Origin of the sequence: Citrobacter arsenatis (genome assembly GCF_004353845.1) — a bacterium.
In the GTDB taxonomy this organism is placed as follows: domain Bacteria; phylum Pseudomonadota; class Gammaproteobacteria; order Enterobacterales; family Enterobacteriaceae; genus Citrobacter; species Citrobacter arsenatis.
This window is the reverse complement of the sequence record NZ_CP037864.1, coordinates 1,431,170-1,447,013: the sequence shown is the minus strand read 5'-3', so window position 1 is coordinate 1,447,013 and position 15,844 is coordinate 1,431,170. Positions and strand designations below refer to the sequence as shown.

The following is a 15,844-nucleotide window of genomic DNA, read 5'->3' as shown; positions in this document are numbered from 1 at the left end:
TGGTGCTTCGGCATCATCATCTATTCTCTGACACAACCGTCATAATTCAGTCACGTCGCTGACAGCCCTCGCTAATTATAATTTCTTCCGTAAACCCATACTGGAGAAATATGATGAATAAGATGTCCTCTTTTTTAGCTATCGCATTTTTTATTTCAGCTGGCGTTAATGCGGCAGACACCCCCGAAATGCATCAGCAGGCCGCAGTGGCCCATGAAATGATGAATAACAGCGAGGCACCTGCACATCAACAAATGGCGCAAGCACACGCCGCACAGGTGAAAAATTCCACGTCAACACCATCCCTGGCGCGGTCCTTTTCACAAATGAATGAGCATGAAAAAGCGATGGTCGTTCACCAGTCAGTGAATAACGGCCATTCATTTGCCCATGAGGTACAGGCCGAACAGCACCGCGCACAGATCCCCGCACAAGGGTAACGTTGTTCTGTGTTGAATCCAATTTCCACGCAGGCCTGTGCTTCTACAAGCCTGCGTCCCTTCCGTTAATGTCAATATTAATATGATTTTAAAAACCCCATTAAAAAGTAAATACATTTAAGCGTTTTATTTTTCTTGTATGAAATACGTAACCCACCTGTTTATGATTTTGCATATTACAGCCTCCACAACCTCGCTATTAATATAAATTAGGATTTCCCCTGGTATGCGTCATTAATATTAAATGGGAGACTGCCGTCGTCGTAAACACGACATCCAAACAGTGCGTATTCCTATAAATAAACTAAATGATGATAGTGAGCAAAAAAATGAACAAACGTCTGCTGGCACTCTTTGTCCTCGGTCTGACAACGGCTACCACAGCATGTGCTATTACTCCGGCAATGCAGAAAAAGTACGAACGTTCAGGTTGTACGCAAATGAGTGAACTCAATGGCTGCGATATCAATAAATCCTATCAGTGGAACCGCGATCATGGGTTTATTGAGAACGGTAACAGCCCGCAGAATCGTCATCACCGTCATGGTGAACAGCAGCAAAATACCGCTGACCGGGATAACCGCGACAATGCCGGTATTGACGGCAAATTCAGCGGAAATTACGTGGCCAAATTTGCCAATGGGCAACGCAGCGTGGATATTCACGTCGAGGACTCCGGCGTTTACGTCAATGGAAATGAAGTGCGTGACGTAAATACCTATAAGGATACGATGACCTTCCGTGTCGGCTATGCCACTTACACCATTAAAACAAATGGTCGTGGTAGCTGGAATGACAGCGATGCCGGTAACGCTGGCAAAATTGTACGCGAATAACGGATACCGCTAAAGAGCGCTGCGATCACAGCGCTCTCAGAGGTCATGCATTACAGTATGCCGTTTGAATACTGGAGTCAGGCATGGCTTTAACCCTTACGGTTTTGCTTGAAAACCGGCGCGCGGCGAGCGCAGATAAATCATTACAGGCAAAGCCTGGATTAAGTCTGTTAGTTCAGGATGAAACCACTACCATCCTGTTTGATACCGGGCCGGACGACAGCTTCATACTTAACGCCGCGCAAATGGGCATAGATCTGACGCAATTGACCGCCGTGGTCCTTTCGCACGGCCATTACGATCATTGCGGCGGCGTGCCGTGGCTTGCGGATAACAGCCGTATCATTTGCCATCCCCAAATAGCCTGCGAGCGGTACGCCTCAATAACCCTGGCGGGTACGCCAAGAAAAATAAAAAAACTCTCGCGTGAAAATGACTATTCTCGACACATCATGGAATACACCCGTAAACCGTTGGCTATCAGCGATCGCTTTTTGTGGTCCGGGGAAATAAGTGTCCCCACTCCGCAGGCCTACGGCGTTATTAGCGAGAAAATACCTCAACCGGATTACATCAGCGACGAAGGCGTATTAATTTATAAATCTGAGCGCGGGTTAGTCATCATTACCGGATGCGGGCATCGGGGAATAGAAAATATCGTACGTCATTGCCAGAACATTACCGGCGTTAGCCAAATATACGCCCTCGTCGGTGGGTTTCATTTACGCGCCGCCTCCCCCGCTAAGCTATGGCGAACCCGACAATTTATTCAGCAACAACAACCCGAAAAACTGCTCGGCTGTCATTGCACCGGTTCGTGGGGGCGATTGTGGCTACCAGGAACTGACGCCCCGGCAACGGGAGATGTGATTGTGCTGGCTGAGTAACGACTATAAAAGATTGCCCAACCAGCAATAAAAAACGGGAGCCTTACGGCCCCCGTTTATCAGTCATCATTACATGGTGACAATTGCTGGCTCATCAAAGACGGTGAGTTTTGGCGCTTTACCGGTGTATTTTTCTGCGTATACCAGGCTGGTATTCCCGGCACAACCATTCGCCAGTCGTGAAGTCGGGATATCCGCCGTCAGCACGTTCGCGCCGCCATTTTTACAGATACCGTTTTCGATATCCGGCCATGCGCCTTCATGGATACAGATGATTCCCGGTTTAATGCCGTCACTAACGTGCGCGCCCACCAGAACCTGTCCACGCGCATTCCATACGCGTACCAGATCGCCCTCAGCAATTCCTCTGGCTTTTGCGTCATCCGGATGAATGGTTACCGGCTCGCGATCGGCAATAGCGTACTCTTTGCGCAGCGACGCGTAGTTAAGCTGGCTATGCAGACGATGTGCCGGGTGCGCCGTCAGTAGCTGCAGTTGATCTTTATCCGCAGTTCCTTTCCATTCATCGGGTTCAATCCATGACGCATGCGGCGGACAATCTTTATATTGATAGCCTTCAATCGTTTTCGAGTAGATTTCTATCTTACCGCTCGGCGTTCCCAGCGCATTCATCACCGGATCGCTGCGGAAATCCGCGTAGCGTACATATTTGTTGTTCTTTTCATTCTCACGCATTTCGATCAGTTTATTCTGCTGCCAGAACGCGTTGAACTGAGGCATGGCGACACGCTGGGCGCGGGCGGCTTTTTGCGCAACGTCATAGAACTGCTTCAGCCACGCCATTTCGTCTTTGCCCTCGGTATAAACCGCCTTACCACCCGGTTTGAGCATCTCAGCCAGATCGGCGAATACGTCAAAATCACTACGCGCTTCAAACTGCGGCGCGATGACCTGTTTCATCGGCACCAGGTGCTGGTTACTGTAGTCACCGGTCATGGTCAGATCGTTACGTTCAAACGATGTGGTGATCGGCAGGACTATATCGGCGTGTTTGGCCGCTGCGGTCCAGTAGCACTCGGAGATAACAACCAGTTCAGGCTTCTGCCAGGCCTTGATTAAGCGGTTAGTATCCTGATGATGGGTAAAGTTAGCGCCGCCCGCCCACCAGATCATTTTGATATCCGGGAAGGTTTGCTCTTTACCATTATGCTGATATTTGCCGCCTGGGTTTTCCAGTGCTTCAACAATTCGCGCTACCGGCAGGCTGGTGACCGCATCGGAAACCGCCCAGTCGTTACCCGCTGATGACCCTCCCTCAATTTTGGCGGAAATTGCTGGCAATACCCCACCCGTGCGCGTTGGGTTACCGCCGTTGGAATAGTGATACGAGAATCCAAATCCGCCGCCTTCGGTACCAATTTGTCCCAGCATCGCCGCCAGAGTCACCAGCATCCAGTGTTTTTGCTCACCGTATTGCTGACGCTGAATCCCCCACCCCGCCATAAGCATAGTTTTATTACTGGAGAAAATTTCCGCCAACTTCTCCAGTTGCTCTGCAGGCACGCCGCACACACCGGAAGCCCACTCGGCGGTTTTCTCTATTTTGTCGTTCTTGCCGAGCAAATACTCTTCAAACTGCGGATATCCGGTGGTGTATTTTTCCAGGAAGGCTTTGTCGTGGAGATTTTTCTTCACCAGCGTATGGGCGATCCCCAGCATCATCGCCACATCGGTCCCCATATGCGGCGCAATCCAGGTGGCATTTTCACCAAAGAACTCAATGGTTTCTGAACGCATTGGATCGATGGCGATGACGCTTTTCCCTGATTTTTTCAGCAGATTAAAGTATTCAATCCCCTGTTCATCCGTGCTGCTCCAGGCAATTTTGAGGGTGTTGAGCGGGTTCATCCCCCACAGCACCACGACCTGACTGTGCTCAAGCACCATCGGCCAGGTGGTTTGCTGCTCATAGACTTCAACCGATCCCACAACGTAAGGCATGATCACCTGTGCAGCCCCGGTTGAATAATCACCGGTATGCCCAGCGTAGCCACCGGCCATGCTCATATAGCGTTGCAGTAAAGTTTGCGCCTTATGCAGAACACCGCTGGAGCGCCAGCCATAGGAACCGGCAAATATTGAGGCCGGGCCATAGCTGCCGCGAATCCGGCTATGCTGCTCATGAATGAGTTTCAGCGCCTGCTCCCAGCTAACCCGCACGAAAGGATCGTTGCCACGTTTACCATCCGCTTTACCTGGGTTTTCCAGATAGCTTTTGCGCACCATTGGATACTTAACGCGGATATTGGTATGAACCTGATCCGGCGCGGTTTGCTGTAACGAGTTCGGTACCGTTTTCGGTAATGCCCCTTTTGAGGAAACCACTTTGCCGTCTTTTACTTCAACGTATACCGCGCCCCAACGTGCAGCCGTCAGAATCGCTCCGCCATTTTGGCCTTCGGCCCAGGCTGGCATTGGGATCACCGAAGAAATCGCCATTGTCCCGGTTGCCGCGCCAGCCGTCTTGATAAAGTCACGTCTTGTGAGTTTCATGATTTCTCCTGATTTTTCGCTTATTTGTTCATGTCTTTAGCGTTGTACTGGAAGTAACGGCTCAGGATATCCAGTTCGGTTTCACTGATATTGGTACGAGCGCCCATCCCTTTCGCCACTGAAGGCCAGGCGTTGAGCGTGAAATGACTCGCAGGAATTGGCGCATGGCAGCCCGCGCAATACACATTGTCGAGTTGGCGCGCGTAATTCCACATGGGTTCACGGCTGGCGAGAGCGGAACCGCTCCATTCCCCCTGCAGCACAACATCTCGCCACGCATTGCCGTAATCATCTTTTTTCCAGTCGGAGAGGATCTTCAGCGACTGCTGACCTTTTTCACTCAGACTGGCAAGAATCAAACGCTGTCCTGCCGCGTAGTAAATGACCTGTTCACTTCCCTGCATCTGGCTACCGCGAATCTCGACTTGTCGCGCGTTATCCGTTGATTTCAGGACCTGCATTTTTGTTGCCGGGTAAACGGTTCCCAGCTCGCCAAGCGCGGTATTGCTTACGGCATAAAGCTCAGTTGCCGAGGCTGGAGTGGAGGCTGACTGCGCTTCAAGCCCTTTAAGCGCGCTGTCATCCATTTTGATTTCAGGTGGGAAATGGGCGACGCCCTTGTGGCAATCAATGCAGGTTTGCTTTTCCGCGATGCCCATTTTGTGCATCTTCTGGGCATCCGCGCTTTGTGCGGCAAGATCCATCGCGTCCATGCTGTGACAGCTACGACAGGTTGCGGAATCAGTCGCCTTGAGCTGTGCCCAAACGGTTTGCGCCATCTCCAGACGGTGTTCTTCAAATTTTTCCGGGGTATCGATTTTTTTGGTTATGAACTGGTGATAAACATCTTTTGAGGCCCGCAACTTAGCCACCAGATAATCCAGGCCGCCTTGTGGGATATGACAGTCCGCACACTCTGCACGAATCCCTTTCTGATTCTGGAAGTGAACCGAACCGGTATATTCCTCATAGGGTGCCTGCATCGTATGGCACGACAAACAGAATTCCGTGCTCGACGTTTTGTGCAATGTCCATTGCCCTGCCAAAACGATAACAGCACCAAGAACAATGCACAGCAGCATCGTCCAGAGGATGGTTTTATTTATTTTTCTCATCTTTTATTCCCACAAGACGAATACCCTTTAATGGGTAGACAATAATTAGCCTAAAGCGGTTACTTATTGATATTCATCAAACGCAGAGGGAAATGAGAATCAGCAAACGGGTAAGTTTGAAGGGGGTCGCATAATTAATGAGAACGAAATGCAAATATCAAATTTCGTTTAAAATCAGAGTATTAAACTAAACATAAAGTTTAATTAACTATTAATAATAAAAACATCAGAATAAAAGTTTGATAAACACTAAAAGGCGCTGAAATTAATCCATTGGCAACACTCGCTATATAATAAAATATACAATGAAAAAACATAAAAACGAACACTTTTCTATTTCGTGATAACACCAATTAATGATGATATCTGTCTTGCAGCTTTGCTCAGAGGTACATACATGACCCGACTTACAACACTCACCTTTCATTGACGCGCATTGATGCACGCAACCTTGATCTGGTCACTTATTATACAGGGACGACTTTCGCTACACTCGGGGTAGAGGTAAACAAACAGGAGGTAGTGAATATGTATCGCTCAATTCTGGTGCCCATTGATATCTCTGAAACCGATTTAACCCGCCATGTTGTTCCACAGGTCCAGGCGCATGCTAAAACCGCTAAGGTCCACTTTTTAGCCGTTATTCCTACCGTTCCGTTCTATGCCTCGCTGGGGCTGGCCTACTCTACCGAATTTCCGGACAGAAGTGGTTTGCAGGCCAAAGCCAGCGAAAAACTCGAAGAAATTATTAAGCAGTTCAATATTCCTGCCGGCAGGAGTCAAACTCACGTCGTTTATGGCCCGCCGAAGGATCAGATCCTCAAGCTGGCGGAGGCGGTTGACGCAGAGCTTATTATCATCGCCTCACACAAGCCTGGTTTTAGCACTTATCTGCTGGGCTCAACGGCAGCAGCCGTCGTACGCCATGCGAAATGTCCGGTGCTGGTTGTGCGGTGATAGCGTTAAAATGGGAGCGAATGTGCTCCCATTTTTTTGTGGCTCAGGCCATCGCTCAGCTCTGATTATCCAGTCTGACCAATGCCAGCAACAGCTGACTCAGCGCACCGTAGAAACCAAAGTCATCATAGCGGCGGCATTTGGTGGCGAATTCCGGTAACCAGCGTAACAGCCCCACCAACGTTTCTCGGCGCAACGCATCAATACGCTGATGGCTACCCCCTGGCTCTCCAAGAGAAAAATGCAGATGGCTCAGCAGTTCGATAAAAATCGCCAGATGATCGGCTGACTCGCTAAACGCATCGCTTACCTGCATGCCCGCATCAGATAACAGTTGTTTAATGACCCCGTAGTTTGGCCCCCCGTCAAGATGAGCCGACGCATAGGGTAACGCCGCGTGTTTATCCGACATCAGAAACAGGCTGCAAAAATCAGCAGCCAGTTCCAGGGTGGCGTCTTCACGCACCTTAAGCGCGGCAATTTTCTCCTCCAGCAACAGGACCTCCGCCTCAAGCGACGGTTCACCTTTTAGCACCGCGAACCATTCAGCCAGTTCGCGGGTCTGTAAAAGCGCCAGGCTTTGATCGTCACGCTCCTGGGAAAACAACTGTGCCAGCCAGGCATAAACGCAGGCCATCTGTTCTGTCGTCAGGGAAGTGTGTTTCGTCATGACGTTACCTTCTGTGCCGGAACATATTCACACTGCGCCACCATTTTTATCGGGCCGCTGAACGCCGTCACGTTATCCACCTTGCCGGTATACTTCTCAATTTCCACCAGCGTAGTATGGGCGCTGGTCGCCTGCGCCAGCTGAGACGTGCCGATATCTATCGTTAACACGTTCGGATTGCCGTATTTACAAAGCGCCCCGGTTTCTCCACCGTTGTCAGGATCGTACCAGGCACCTTCATGTATACGCGCCACGCCCGGCGAGTAAAGATCGGAGACAACCGCCCCGGCCAGTACTTGTCCGCGCGCGTTAAACACACGGACAATATCGCCGTTGCGAATTCCCCTTGCGCTGGCATCCTGCGGGTTGATAAACACCGGCTCTTTACCACTCACAGCATAATGTTTACGCAGCGCTTCAGATTCACAAAGCTGCGAGTGCAAACGGAAATCCGGGTGCACCGATTGCAGATGCAGCGGCCAACGCTGCGACCCCGGCCCGCCGTGTGAACGTTCGATTTTCTCAAACCACATCGGATGCCCCTGGCAGTCGTCATACTGCATATCGGCAATGGTTTTCGAGAAAATCTCGATCAAACCACTCGGGGTGCCGAGCGGCTCAAGATCGGGGTCTTCACGGAAGGCCTGATGACGAACAAACATCTGCGGATGTTCGAATTCAACGTACTCCTGCTGATTCCAGAAAACATCAAAAGCCGGGAGATGGACGCCGCGCCCTTTCCCCTGCTGGCTACCTTCCTGCCAGATCCGTTTTAACCAACCCATCTCATCCAGCCCTTCGGTGAAGGCTTCTTCACGATTAAAGCGGCGGCAAAGATCGCGGAAAATATCGAAATCATTACGCGCTTCAAACTGCGGCTGCACCAGTTGCTTCATAGCGATAATGCCGCGGTTGGAATGGTTGCCATACTGGTCGAGATCGTTACGCTCAAACTGGGTCGTCGCGGGCAATACGATATCGGCAAATCGACAGGTTGAGGTCCACTGATTATCGATGGCGATAACGGTTTCCAGCTTACGCCAGCCCTCAATAATGCGGTTGATCTGCTGGTGACGATGGAAAGGGTTAGTCCCGGCAAAAACGCACATTTTCAACGGTGGCAGCGTAACGGTTTTACCGTTCCAGTTAATTTTCTTGCCTGGTTCCAGAATCGCATCGATAAAACGCGCGATCGGAATAGTGCTGCTATAGCCCTTAAAATCGGTGCTGTTATGTACAGGCGCAACGGTGGTGGAACCTGAAAATCCGCTCAGAATAACCCCCTTACGCCCTGGGGTACCCGCGCCGTTGTAGTGCCAACCAAAACCAAACCCACCGCCGGGTAAGCCGATTTGTCCGAGCATTGAGGCCAGTACTACGATCATCCACGCCCACTGTTCCCCGTGCTGCATACGCTGCACGCACCAGCCGGCAATAATCTGCGTTCTACCGCCCGCCATCTGCCGCGCCAGTTCACGAATCGTATCGGCATCAACCCCACATATTTTTTCCGCCCACCGGGCATCTTTAGGCTGTCCGTCACTTTCTCCCAGCAGATAAGGCAGAAATTGCTCAAACCCAACGCAGTAGTTTTCGAGGAAATGCTTATCGTAGAGCTTCTCGGTATAGAGCGTGTGCGCCAGTGCCAGCTGTAGCGGCACATCAGCCTGCGGATTCACGGCGATGTGCTTAACCTTGTCGCGGCCCAGGTAGTCGTGAGTCGAAGTGATAACCGGGTCAACGCTAATGACCGAAATCTCGCCGCGCGCCACTTTGTCCTTTAATTGCTCGTAGTATTCATAAACATCATGATCCGGACACCACCAGTTCGCCTGCTGATTTTTAATCAGGTCGGAGCCCCACAGCACAATCGTTTTGCTGTTCTTCAGCACCAGCGGCCAGGAGGTCTGCTGCTCATATACCTCCATTGACCCGACTACGCGCGGCAGGATCACCTGAGCAGCACCGGTGGAATAGTCGCCCCCGGTACCCACGCTGTTGCCGTGCAGCGCAATGGCGCGCGCCAGCATCCCGGAAGCATTATGGAACATGCCGGTCGATTGCCAGCCGCTGGCCGTCAGCAGCGCGCTCGGACCATAGGTCTTCTGAATGCGCTCCAGCTCCTGATAGAAGAAGTCCAGTGCTTCATCCCAGGACACGCGCACAAAGCGGTTATCGCCACGCTGTGTGGTATCGCTCTGGTGGCGTTTACGCAACCAGTCGACGCGGACCATGGGATAGCGAATACGTGCGCCGCCATGTACGTGATCCGGCAGTCCGGCGATCATTTTTGACGGGTATTTATCCCGCTCAAACGGTTTGGCCTCAATAAAACGACCATCAACCACGGTGGCACGGATTGCCCCCCAATGAGAGCCGGTCAGAATCCCCTCTTTGACGCCAGCACCCTGTACCTCTGCGGCGTTGGCGCTACGGGGAGTGAGCAGAGAAGGTCCCAACATACCGGCTACGGTCAGACCGCCCAATTGCAGTAGAAAACGTCGGCGAGATGCCTGAAAGAGATCGTTATTTTTCATTGCTTTCTCCCTTATCGCCATGCGGCTTATCCGTAGTGTCAGAGGCATTCATCTGCAAATATTTCAGCAAGGTACGTTCTTCACGTTTATCCAGACTGGTAAATCCAATCATGCCGTTCAACGTGCCAATCCAGCCGTTGGCGTCAAAGTGTTCTTTCTCAGGCGCGCCGTGACACTGATTACAGGTTCCGTTATAGAGCGAGTCGGCATAGGCCCAGATAGGCTTAATGTCGTTGACCATATCGCCCTTCTGCATCCAGGCGGTGGCTTGCAGTTTGCTCCACTGCGTATTCGTTTCCGCGACGGTGGTGTGCTCCAGCGTTTTTACATGCTGCTGGATGTCGCCGCGAACAGAGGCCACAAAAATGCGTTTGCCCGGCAGTTGCGCCAACACGCGCTGACGTCCGTTAGTCTCGGTCCAGCCCACTATTTCAATTTGCAGCCAGTCGCCGTCACGCTTTAACACTTTTACTTCAGAGGCGGGCAGCAGTGAGCCTGCAGGTTCTTTATCACCCTTAGCGGCATAAATAGGTTTGATATCCAGAGAATAGAGCGTATCGCCATCGTCGCTCGCCGTGGCGCGTAACTCGTCAAACTGCTTGCGGAAACCGCTGCTCATATCGGGAAGCTGGTGCGCGATTCCTTTATGGCAGTCGATACAGGATTGATTGTCCTTGGCCGCAATCTCCATCTGTCGCGCGGCTTCAGGATACTGTTTAGCATGATCCATCGCGTCATAGTTATGACAAGAACGACAGGTCGCGGAGTTGTTTTCCTTCATTCGCGCCCATTCGCGCTCCGCCAGCTCGGCGCGTTTGGCCTCGAATTTTTCAGGCGTATCAATAGAGTGGGCAACAAAAGTCTGATAAATATCGTTACTCGCTTCCAGCTTACGCTTCACCATACCTGGGATATCGGATGGAATGTGACAGTCGTGACACTCTGCACGCACCCCGGAGGCATTCTGAAAATGTGCGGACTGTTTATATTCTTCGTAAACCGGCTGCATGCTATGGCAGCTCACGCAAAACTCGGTTGAACTGGTTAATTTGATGCCAACGTGCGGCAAGACGATCAGCGCGATGCCGACCACAATCCCGATGACGACCAGCGCCAACACTGACCAACGTGCGCTCGGTCTGAGCAGCGCCCTCCATAGTTTCCGCATAATAGCCCCTGTAATTATATGGTTTAGTTACAGAGGATCTTATTTCTCAAATGTGAACAGCAACACTGGTCAGGATGAATGGCTTACGGCACAATGTGAACAGATATGAACAGAAAGAGACAGCAACCAGGATGTCGCATCACATTGTAATTGTTGAAGATGAACCGGTCACCCAGGCGCGGTTACAGGCATATTTTGAACAGGAAGGTTATCACGTCTCTGTCACCGCCAGCGGAGCCGGCCTGCGTGAAATCATGTCGCAGCACTCTGTCGATCTTATTCTGTTAGATATCAACCTTCCGGATGAAAATGGCTTAATGCTGACCCGCGCCCTGCGTGAACGTTCAACGGTGGGGATCATTCTGGTAACGGGGCGTAGTGACCAAATTGACCGCATCGTTGGGCTGGAAATGGGGGCTGATGATTATGTCACCAAGCCGCTGGAGCTACGTGAACTGGTGGTGCGGGTGAAAAATTTACTCTGGCGGATCGACCTTGCCCGTCAGGCGCAACCGGAAACCAAAGACAACTGCTATCAGTTTGCCGGGTATTGCCTGAACGTCTCCCGTCATACCCTGGAACTGGGCGACGAGGCAATCAAACTCACCCGCGCCGAGTATGAAATGCTGGTCGCTTTTGTCACCAATCCGGGGGAGATTCTCAGCCGCGAACGTTTACTGCGCATGCTGTCAGCGCGACGGGTAGACAATCCAGACTTACGCACCGTGGACGTCCTGATCCGCCGTTTACGCCACAAGCTGCGGGCTGACTTATTGGTGACGCAGCACGGGGAAGGCTATTTTTTAGCGGCTGACGTGTACTGATACAGATAAACAGGACGGAATCCGCCGGGTGACAGCGAGCACTTAACATGCTGGCTGTCAGCATTTTTCGGGGTGAGCACCAGGATCGGTGGACTGATATTTTCCGGCACCGGTTGCCCTTGTAATACACTGATAGCCTGTTGAATCGCCAGTTCACCTTGCCAGACCATTTGATCGCTGGCAGCCATAATGATTCTTTCGCGTTTGAGTCCGCGATACACCTGATGCGACAGATAAAAAGAAACGACGGTGAGCGGCGCGCCCAGATTCCGCTTCTCCCCCATCGCCGCTTCCGCAGCAATTGCCGTCCCGGCCACCACATCGACATCTGGATGACGCTCAAGCATCTCTTGCAACAGATTACGCTGAACTTCAATATCATTATCCCCCAGCGCTACATCCACAATGCTCACCTGACTGCCGGCTATCGCCTGGCGGAATCCTTCCACCATCTCGCGACTGCCTCCGGCGTCATCAGGTCCGGGCAATAATAAGACCTTTAGCGGTTTGCCAGCGCTCCACTTAACCAGATAGCGACCTGGCTGATACCCCATCTGGAACCACGGCACCCCAACCCGGGCTTTTACCGTCGCGTCATGGATCGCATTGACCACCTCAATAACCGGCAGCGTGCCAACCTGTGCCTGCAAATCCGGAAAAGTCGTCGTGCTGCTGCCCAACAAAATGGCATCCGCGCCCCATTGCTGGCACTGAGCGATTTGAGATTTTTGCGTGTCGAACTGGCGATAGCCTCCCGCTTCGAGCACCTTGAGACTCACTCCATATTTTTTCGCCGCCTCAAGCATGCCGTAATTCACGGAAAGCCAGTAGGAATCCTTCAGGCTGGGATACAGTGCGCACAATTTCCACACTTTGTTTGCAGTAACGTCCGTTTGCGGCGTCGGCACTGCCTGCTGCGTATTCTGCCACTGCAGCAGTGCGGGCCCGGTCGCGTGACCCAGGCCAGGAAAAAGCGTGATAAGCAGGAAAACCAGTACGCGCATGATAGCCTCATCATTGATAAGGCTTTATCCTAGTTGCTTTCCTCTTTTCGACTCAACCTTTTTAATCTGTGGCGACCCGACAGTGAATTTATCTCTGACCAAACGACTGTGGATAGGCTTCGCGCTAATGGCGGCGTTGACCCTCATGAGTACGCTGGTAGGCTGGTATAACCTGCGTTTTGTCAGCCAGGTTGAGCAGGCCAATACCCAGGCGCTGATCCCAACCATGGACATGGCGCGCCAGCTTAGCGAAGCCAGCGCCTGGGAACTGTTTTCCGCGCAAAATCTTACCGCCGCAGATAATGAAAATATGTGGCTGGCGCAGGGGCGTATGTTAACCGCCCAAAGCCTGAAAATAACTGCATTACTGAAAACCCTTCGCGAGCAGGGCTTTGACACCTCGGCCATTGAACAACAGGAAAAAGAGATCGCCCAGTCGTTAAGCCATCAGGGAGAGATGGTTGGCGCACGTCTGAAACTGCGCGAGAAACAGCAGCAGCTCAGTCAACAACTGATAGAGGCTACCGCCGACGTTGCCGAAATGGCGCGCGGTCAGGCCAGTAATGCCGCCACCTCGGCAGGCGCTACGCAGGCAAGCATTTATGATTTGATTGAGAGCCATCAGGGACAGGCGGCTGAATACGCTCTCGACAGGCTTATCGATATCGATCTGGAATATTACAACCAGATGAATGAGCTGCGCCTGAGCGCGCTTCGCGTGCAGCAAATGGTAATGAATCTGGGAAATAACCAGGCGCAGAATAACCTGTCGGCGCTGGAAACCCAGCTGAATGCCGCGGTAAGAGTACTTCACCGCCGACAAATACGCATTGAAGATCCGGTGGTGCGCACTCAGGTTGCCGACGCCGTGAGTACAATTAGCCGTTATGTTGATCTGCTGAGTTTGTATCGTCAGGATAATGACATCACCACCCGGCTACAGATCTTATCGCAAAACAATATCGAGCAATTTACCCGTTTCAGTAGTGAAGTCAGTCAGTTGGTGGAAATCATCGGCCAACGTAATCAGACAGGCCTCGCGCATCTCAAACAGGCCAGCCAGCGCGGGCAAACGCTGCTGCTGCTGTTAGGTGCAGTATCGTTATGCTTGTTAATTCTCATTCTTTGGCGCGTGGTCTACCGTTCGGTCACGCGTCCGTTGGCGCAGCAAACCCAGGCGTTACAGCGTTTGCTTGAAGGTGATATTGACTCTCCATTTCCGGATACCGCAGGCGTTCGTGAGCTGGATACCATCGGGCGGTTGATGGATGCCTTCCGCGCCAGCGTTCACGCCCTGAATAGCCACCGTGAACATCTGGCCGCTCAGGTTAAAGCTCGCACTGCCGAACTGCGTTCGATGGTCTCTGAACACCGGCAGGCCCGCGCAGAGGCCGAAAAAGCTAACCAGGCAAAATCGGCGTTTCTTGCCGCCATGAGCCATGAAATACGCACCCCGCTGTACGGGATCCTCGGCACAGCGCAGTTGCTCTCAGACAATCCCGCGCTGGCGCAGCATCAGGAGAATCTGCGCGCAATCACTGACTCTGGCGAGTCTCTGCTGACCATCCTCAACGATATCCTGGATTATTCCGCCATCGAAGCGGGTGGAAAGAATGTGGCGATCGGCGATGAACCTTTTGAGCCCAGACCACTGCTGGAAAGTACGCTTCAGCTCATGCATAGTCGCGTTGCGGGTCGCCCGGTTGCGCTGGTTACGGATTTTGCCGACGATGTACCCGACGCTTTACGCGGCGATCCCCGCCGCATCCGGCAAATCATTACTAACTTATTAAACAACGCCCTGCGCTTTACCGATCGGGGACACATCATCCTGCGTAGCCGATGTGAAGACCAGGACTGGTACATTGAAGTTGAAGACTCGGGATGCGGGATTGATCCTGCCCGTCAGAGCGATATTTTTCAGCCGTTTGTTCAGGTAAGCGGTAAACGTGGGGGAACCGGGCTTGGCCTCACCATCAGCGCCAGCCTCGCGCAGGCGATGCAGGGAGAACTCAGCGTCACCAGCACACCAGGAGTCGGAAGCTGCTTTCGTTTGCGTCTGCCATTACGGGCTGATGCGATGCCGGTAGCGAAATCCGTTCCACGTTCGATATCGTTACAGGATTTACGCTTACTGCTCATCGAGGATAATCCCCTCACGCAGCGCATCAGCACAGAAATGCTCACCCTCAATGGCGCACAGGTCACCGCTGCCGACAGTGCCGCTGCGGCGCTAAAAATATTGCAGGAAGATGCGCGCTATGATGCTGCCCTGGTTGATTTCGACCTTCCTGATATCGACGGTATCACGCTGGCGCAGCAGTTAAGCCACGAATATCCGACGCTAAATCTGATAGGCTTTAGCGCGCACGTCATCGACGAGACGCTAAGCCAAAGAACCAGCACCCTGTTTCTCGGCGTTATTCAAAAACCGGTTCCCCGGGATGAACTCAGTCGGCTAATTACACATTATTTGCAGGGTAAAACGCCGCCCCCGGTTGCATCAGAAAATAACCCCACACGGTTAGATACCCAGCAATTAGCCGGGGATATCCAGCTAATGGGATGGCAAAAGGTGCACCAATGGTTAGCGCTCTTTAAGCAACACACCCTTCCTGTGTTAGATGAGATTGACGCTGCGCGCGCAGCACATGACCACGAGCAGATAAAACGTCTGGCGCATCAGCTAAAAAGCAGTTGCGCCAGCATGGGAATGCGTTCTGCCAGCAGGCTGTGTGCCGCGCTTGAACAGCAACCGTCAGGTAACTTTGCACTCAGAGAGGAAATACAACTCAGTGTTGATGAGGTAGAGAGCTGGATGCGACAGGAAAATGTGTAGCGGTTTGCCGAAGCTGGACATCTGGAGTGACGTTGAAATGGTACGCCCTGTAG

12 protein-coding genes are annotated in these 15,844 nt (G+C 52.1%); 6 read left to right on the top strand and 6 right to left on the bottom strand.

What is annotated here, in order from left to right:
* The first annotated feature begins 113 nt into the window (after positions 1-113).
* The 3 genes from E1B03_RS07905 to E1B03_RS07895 all read left to right on the top strand — a co-directional run bounded on the left by E1B03_RS07905 (position 114) and on the right by E1B03_RS07895 (position 2,163).
* Positions 114-440 (top strand): copper-binding protein, encoded by a 327-nt coding sequence (locus E1B03_RS07905; RefSeq protein WP_103768709.1) that lies wholly within the window; start codon positions 114-116, stop codon positions 438-440.
* Between the two features lie 329 nt (positions 441-769).
* Entirely contained in the window at positions 770-1,276 is a 507-nt protein-coding gene (locus E1B03_RS07900; protein WP_103768708.1) for a hypothetical protein, read from the top strand.
* 83 nt (positions 1,277-1,359) lie between these two features.
* Positions 1,360-2,163, top strand: a complete 804-nt coding sequence (locus E1B03_RS07895; protein ID WP_103768707.1) for an MBL fold metallo-hydrolase — start codon at positions 1,360-1,362, stop codon at positions 2,161-2,163.
* A 69-nt stretch (positions 2,164-2,232) separates the two neighbouring features.
* Here E1B03_RS07895 and E1B03_RS07890 read toward each other — a convergent pair whose 3' ends face one another.
* Together E1B03_RS07890 and E1B03_RS07885 are read right to left on the bottom strand one after the other, a co-directional pair.
* Positions 2,233-4,677 (bottom strand): trimethylamine-N-oxide reductase 2, encoded by a 2,445-nt coding sequence (locus E1B03_RS07890; protein ID WP_133086010.1) that lies wholly within the window; start codon positions 4,675-4,677, stop codon positions 2,233-2,235.
* Between the two features lie 20 nt (positions 4,678-4,697).
* Complete coding sequence (locus E1B03_RS07885) at positions 4,698-5,792, bottom strand: NapC/NirT family cytochrome c (RefSeq protein ID WP_103768705.1); 1,095 nt, start codon at positions 5,790-5,792, stop codon at positions 4,698-4,700.
* Positions 5,793-6,320: 528 nt separating this feature from the next.
* On the opposite strand from E1B03_RS07885, the gene uspF reads away from it, so the two are divergent.
* On the top strand, positions 6,321-6,749 hold the full coding sequence (uspF, locus tag E1B03_RS07880) for a universal stress protein UspF (protein ID WP_103768704.1): 429 nt from the start codon (positions 6,321-6,323) through the stop codon (positions 6,747-6,749).
* A 55-nt stretch (positions 6,750-6,804) separates the two neighbouring features.
* On the opposite strand, the gene torD is transcribed toward uspF, so the two are convergent.
* From torD to torC, 3 genes are read right to left on the bottom strand one after another with little or no spacing between them, the layout of a single operon-like run.
* Positions 6,805-7,419, bottom strand: coding sequence for a molecular chaperone TorD (torD, locus tag E1B03_RS07875; RefSeq protein ID WP_133086009.1), 615 nt, complete (start codon positions 7,417-7,419; stop codon positions 6,805-6,807).
* The gene (gene torA, locus E1B03_RS07870) at positions 7,416-9,956 is read right to left on the bottom strand and encodes a trimethylamine-N-oxide reductase TorA (RefSeq protein ID WP_133086008.1); all 2,541 of its coding nucleotides are present in this window, start codon (positions 9,954-9,956) and stop codon (positions 7,416-7,418) included. The genes torD and torA overlap by 4 nt, the downstream gene beginning before the upstream one ends.
* The gene (torC, locus tag E1B03_RS07865; RefSeq protein WP_103768701.1) at positions 9,946-11,124 is read right to left on the bottom strand and encodes a pentaheme c-type cytochrome TorC; all 1,179 of its coding nucleotides are present in this window, start codon (positions 11,122-11,124) and stop codon (positions 9,946-9,948) included. Before torC ends, torA begins: the two co-directional genes overlap by 11 nt.
* Positions 11,125-11,255: 131 nt before the next feature.
* Here torC and torR point away from each other — a divergent pair, with 131 nt between their 5' ends.
* On the top strand, positions 11,256-11,948 hold the full coding sequence (gene torR, locus E1B03_RS07860; protein WP_133086007.1) for a two-component system response regulator TorR: 693 nt from the start codon (positions 11,256-11,258) through the stop codon (positions 11,946-11,948).
* Here the strand turns inward: torR and torT are convergent.
* Positions 11,921-12,952: a TMAO reductase system periplasmic protein TorT gene (gene torT / locus E1B03_RS07855; RefSeq protein ID WP_103768699.1), complete on the bottom strand. Its 1,032-nt coding sequence runs from the start codon at positions 12,950-12,952 to the stop codon at positions 11,921-11,923. The two genes, torR and torT, sit on opposite strands and share 28 nt — an antisense overlap.
* A gap of 82 nt (positions 12,953-13,034) precedes the next feature.
* Between torT and torS the strand changes: the two genes are divergently transcribed.
* The gene (torS, locus tag E1B03_RS07850) at positions 13,035-15,791 is read left to right on the top strand and encodes a TMAO reductase system sensor histidine kinase/response regulator TorS (protein ID WP_133086006.1); all 2,757 of its coding nucleotides are present in this window, start codon (positions 13,035-13,037) and stop codon (positions 15,789-15,791) included.
* The last annotated feature ends 53 nt before the right edge of the window (positions 15,792-15,844 follow it).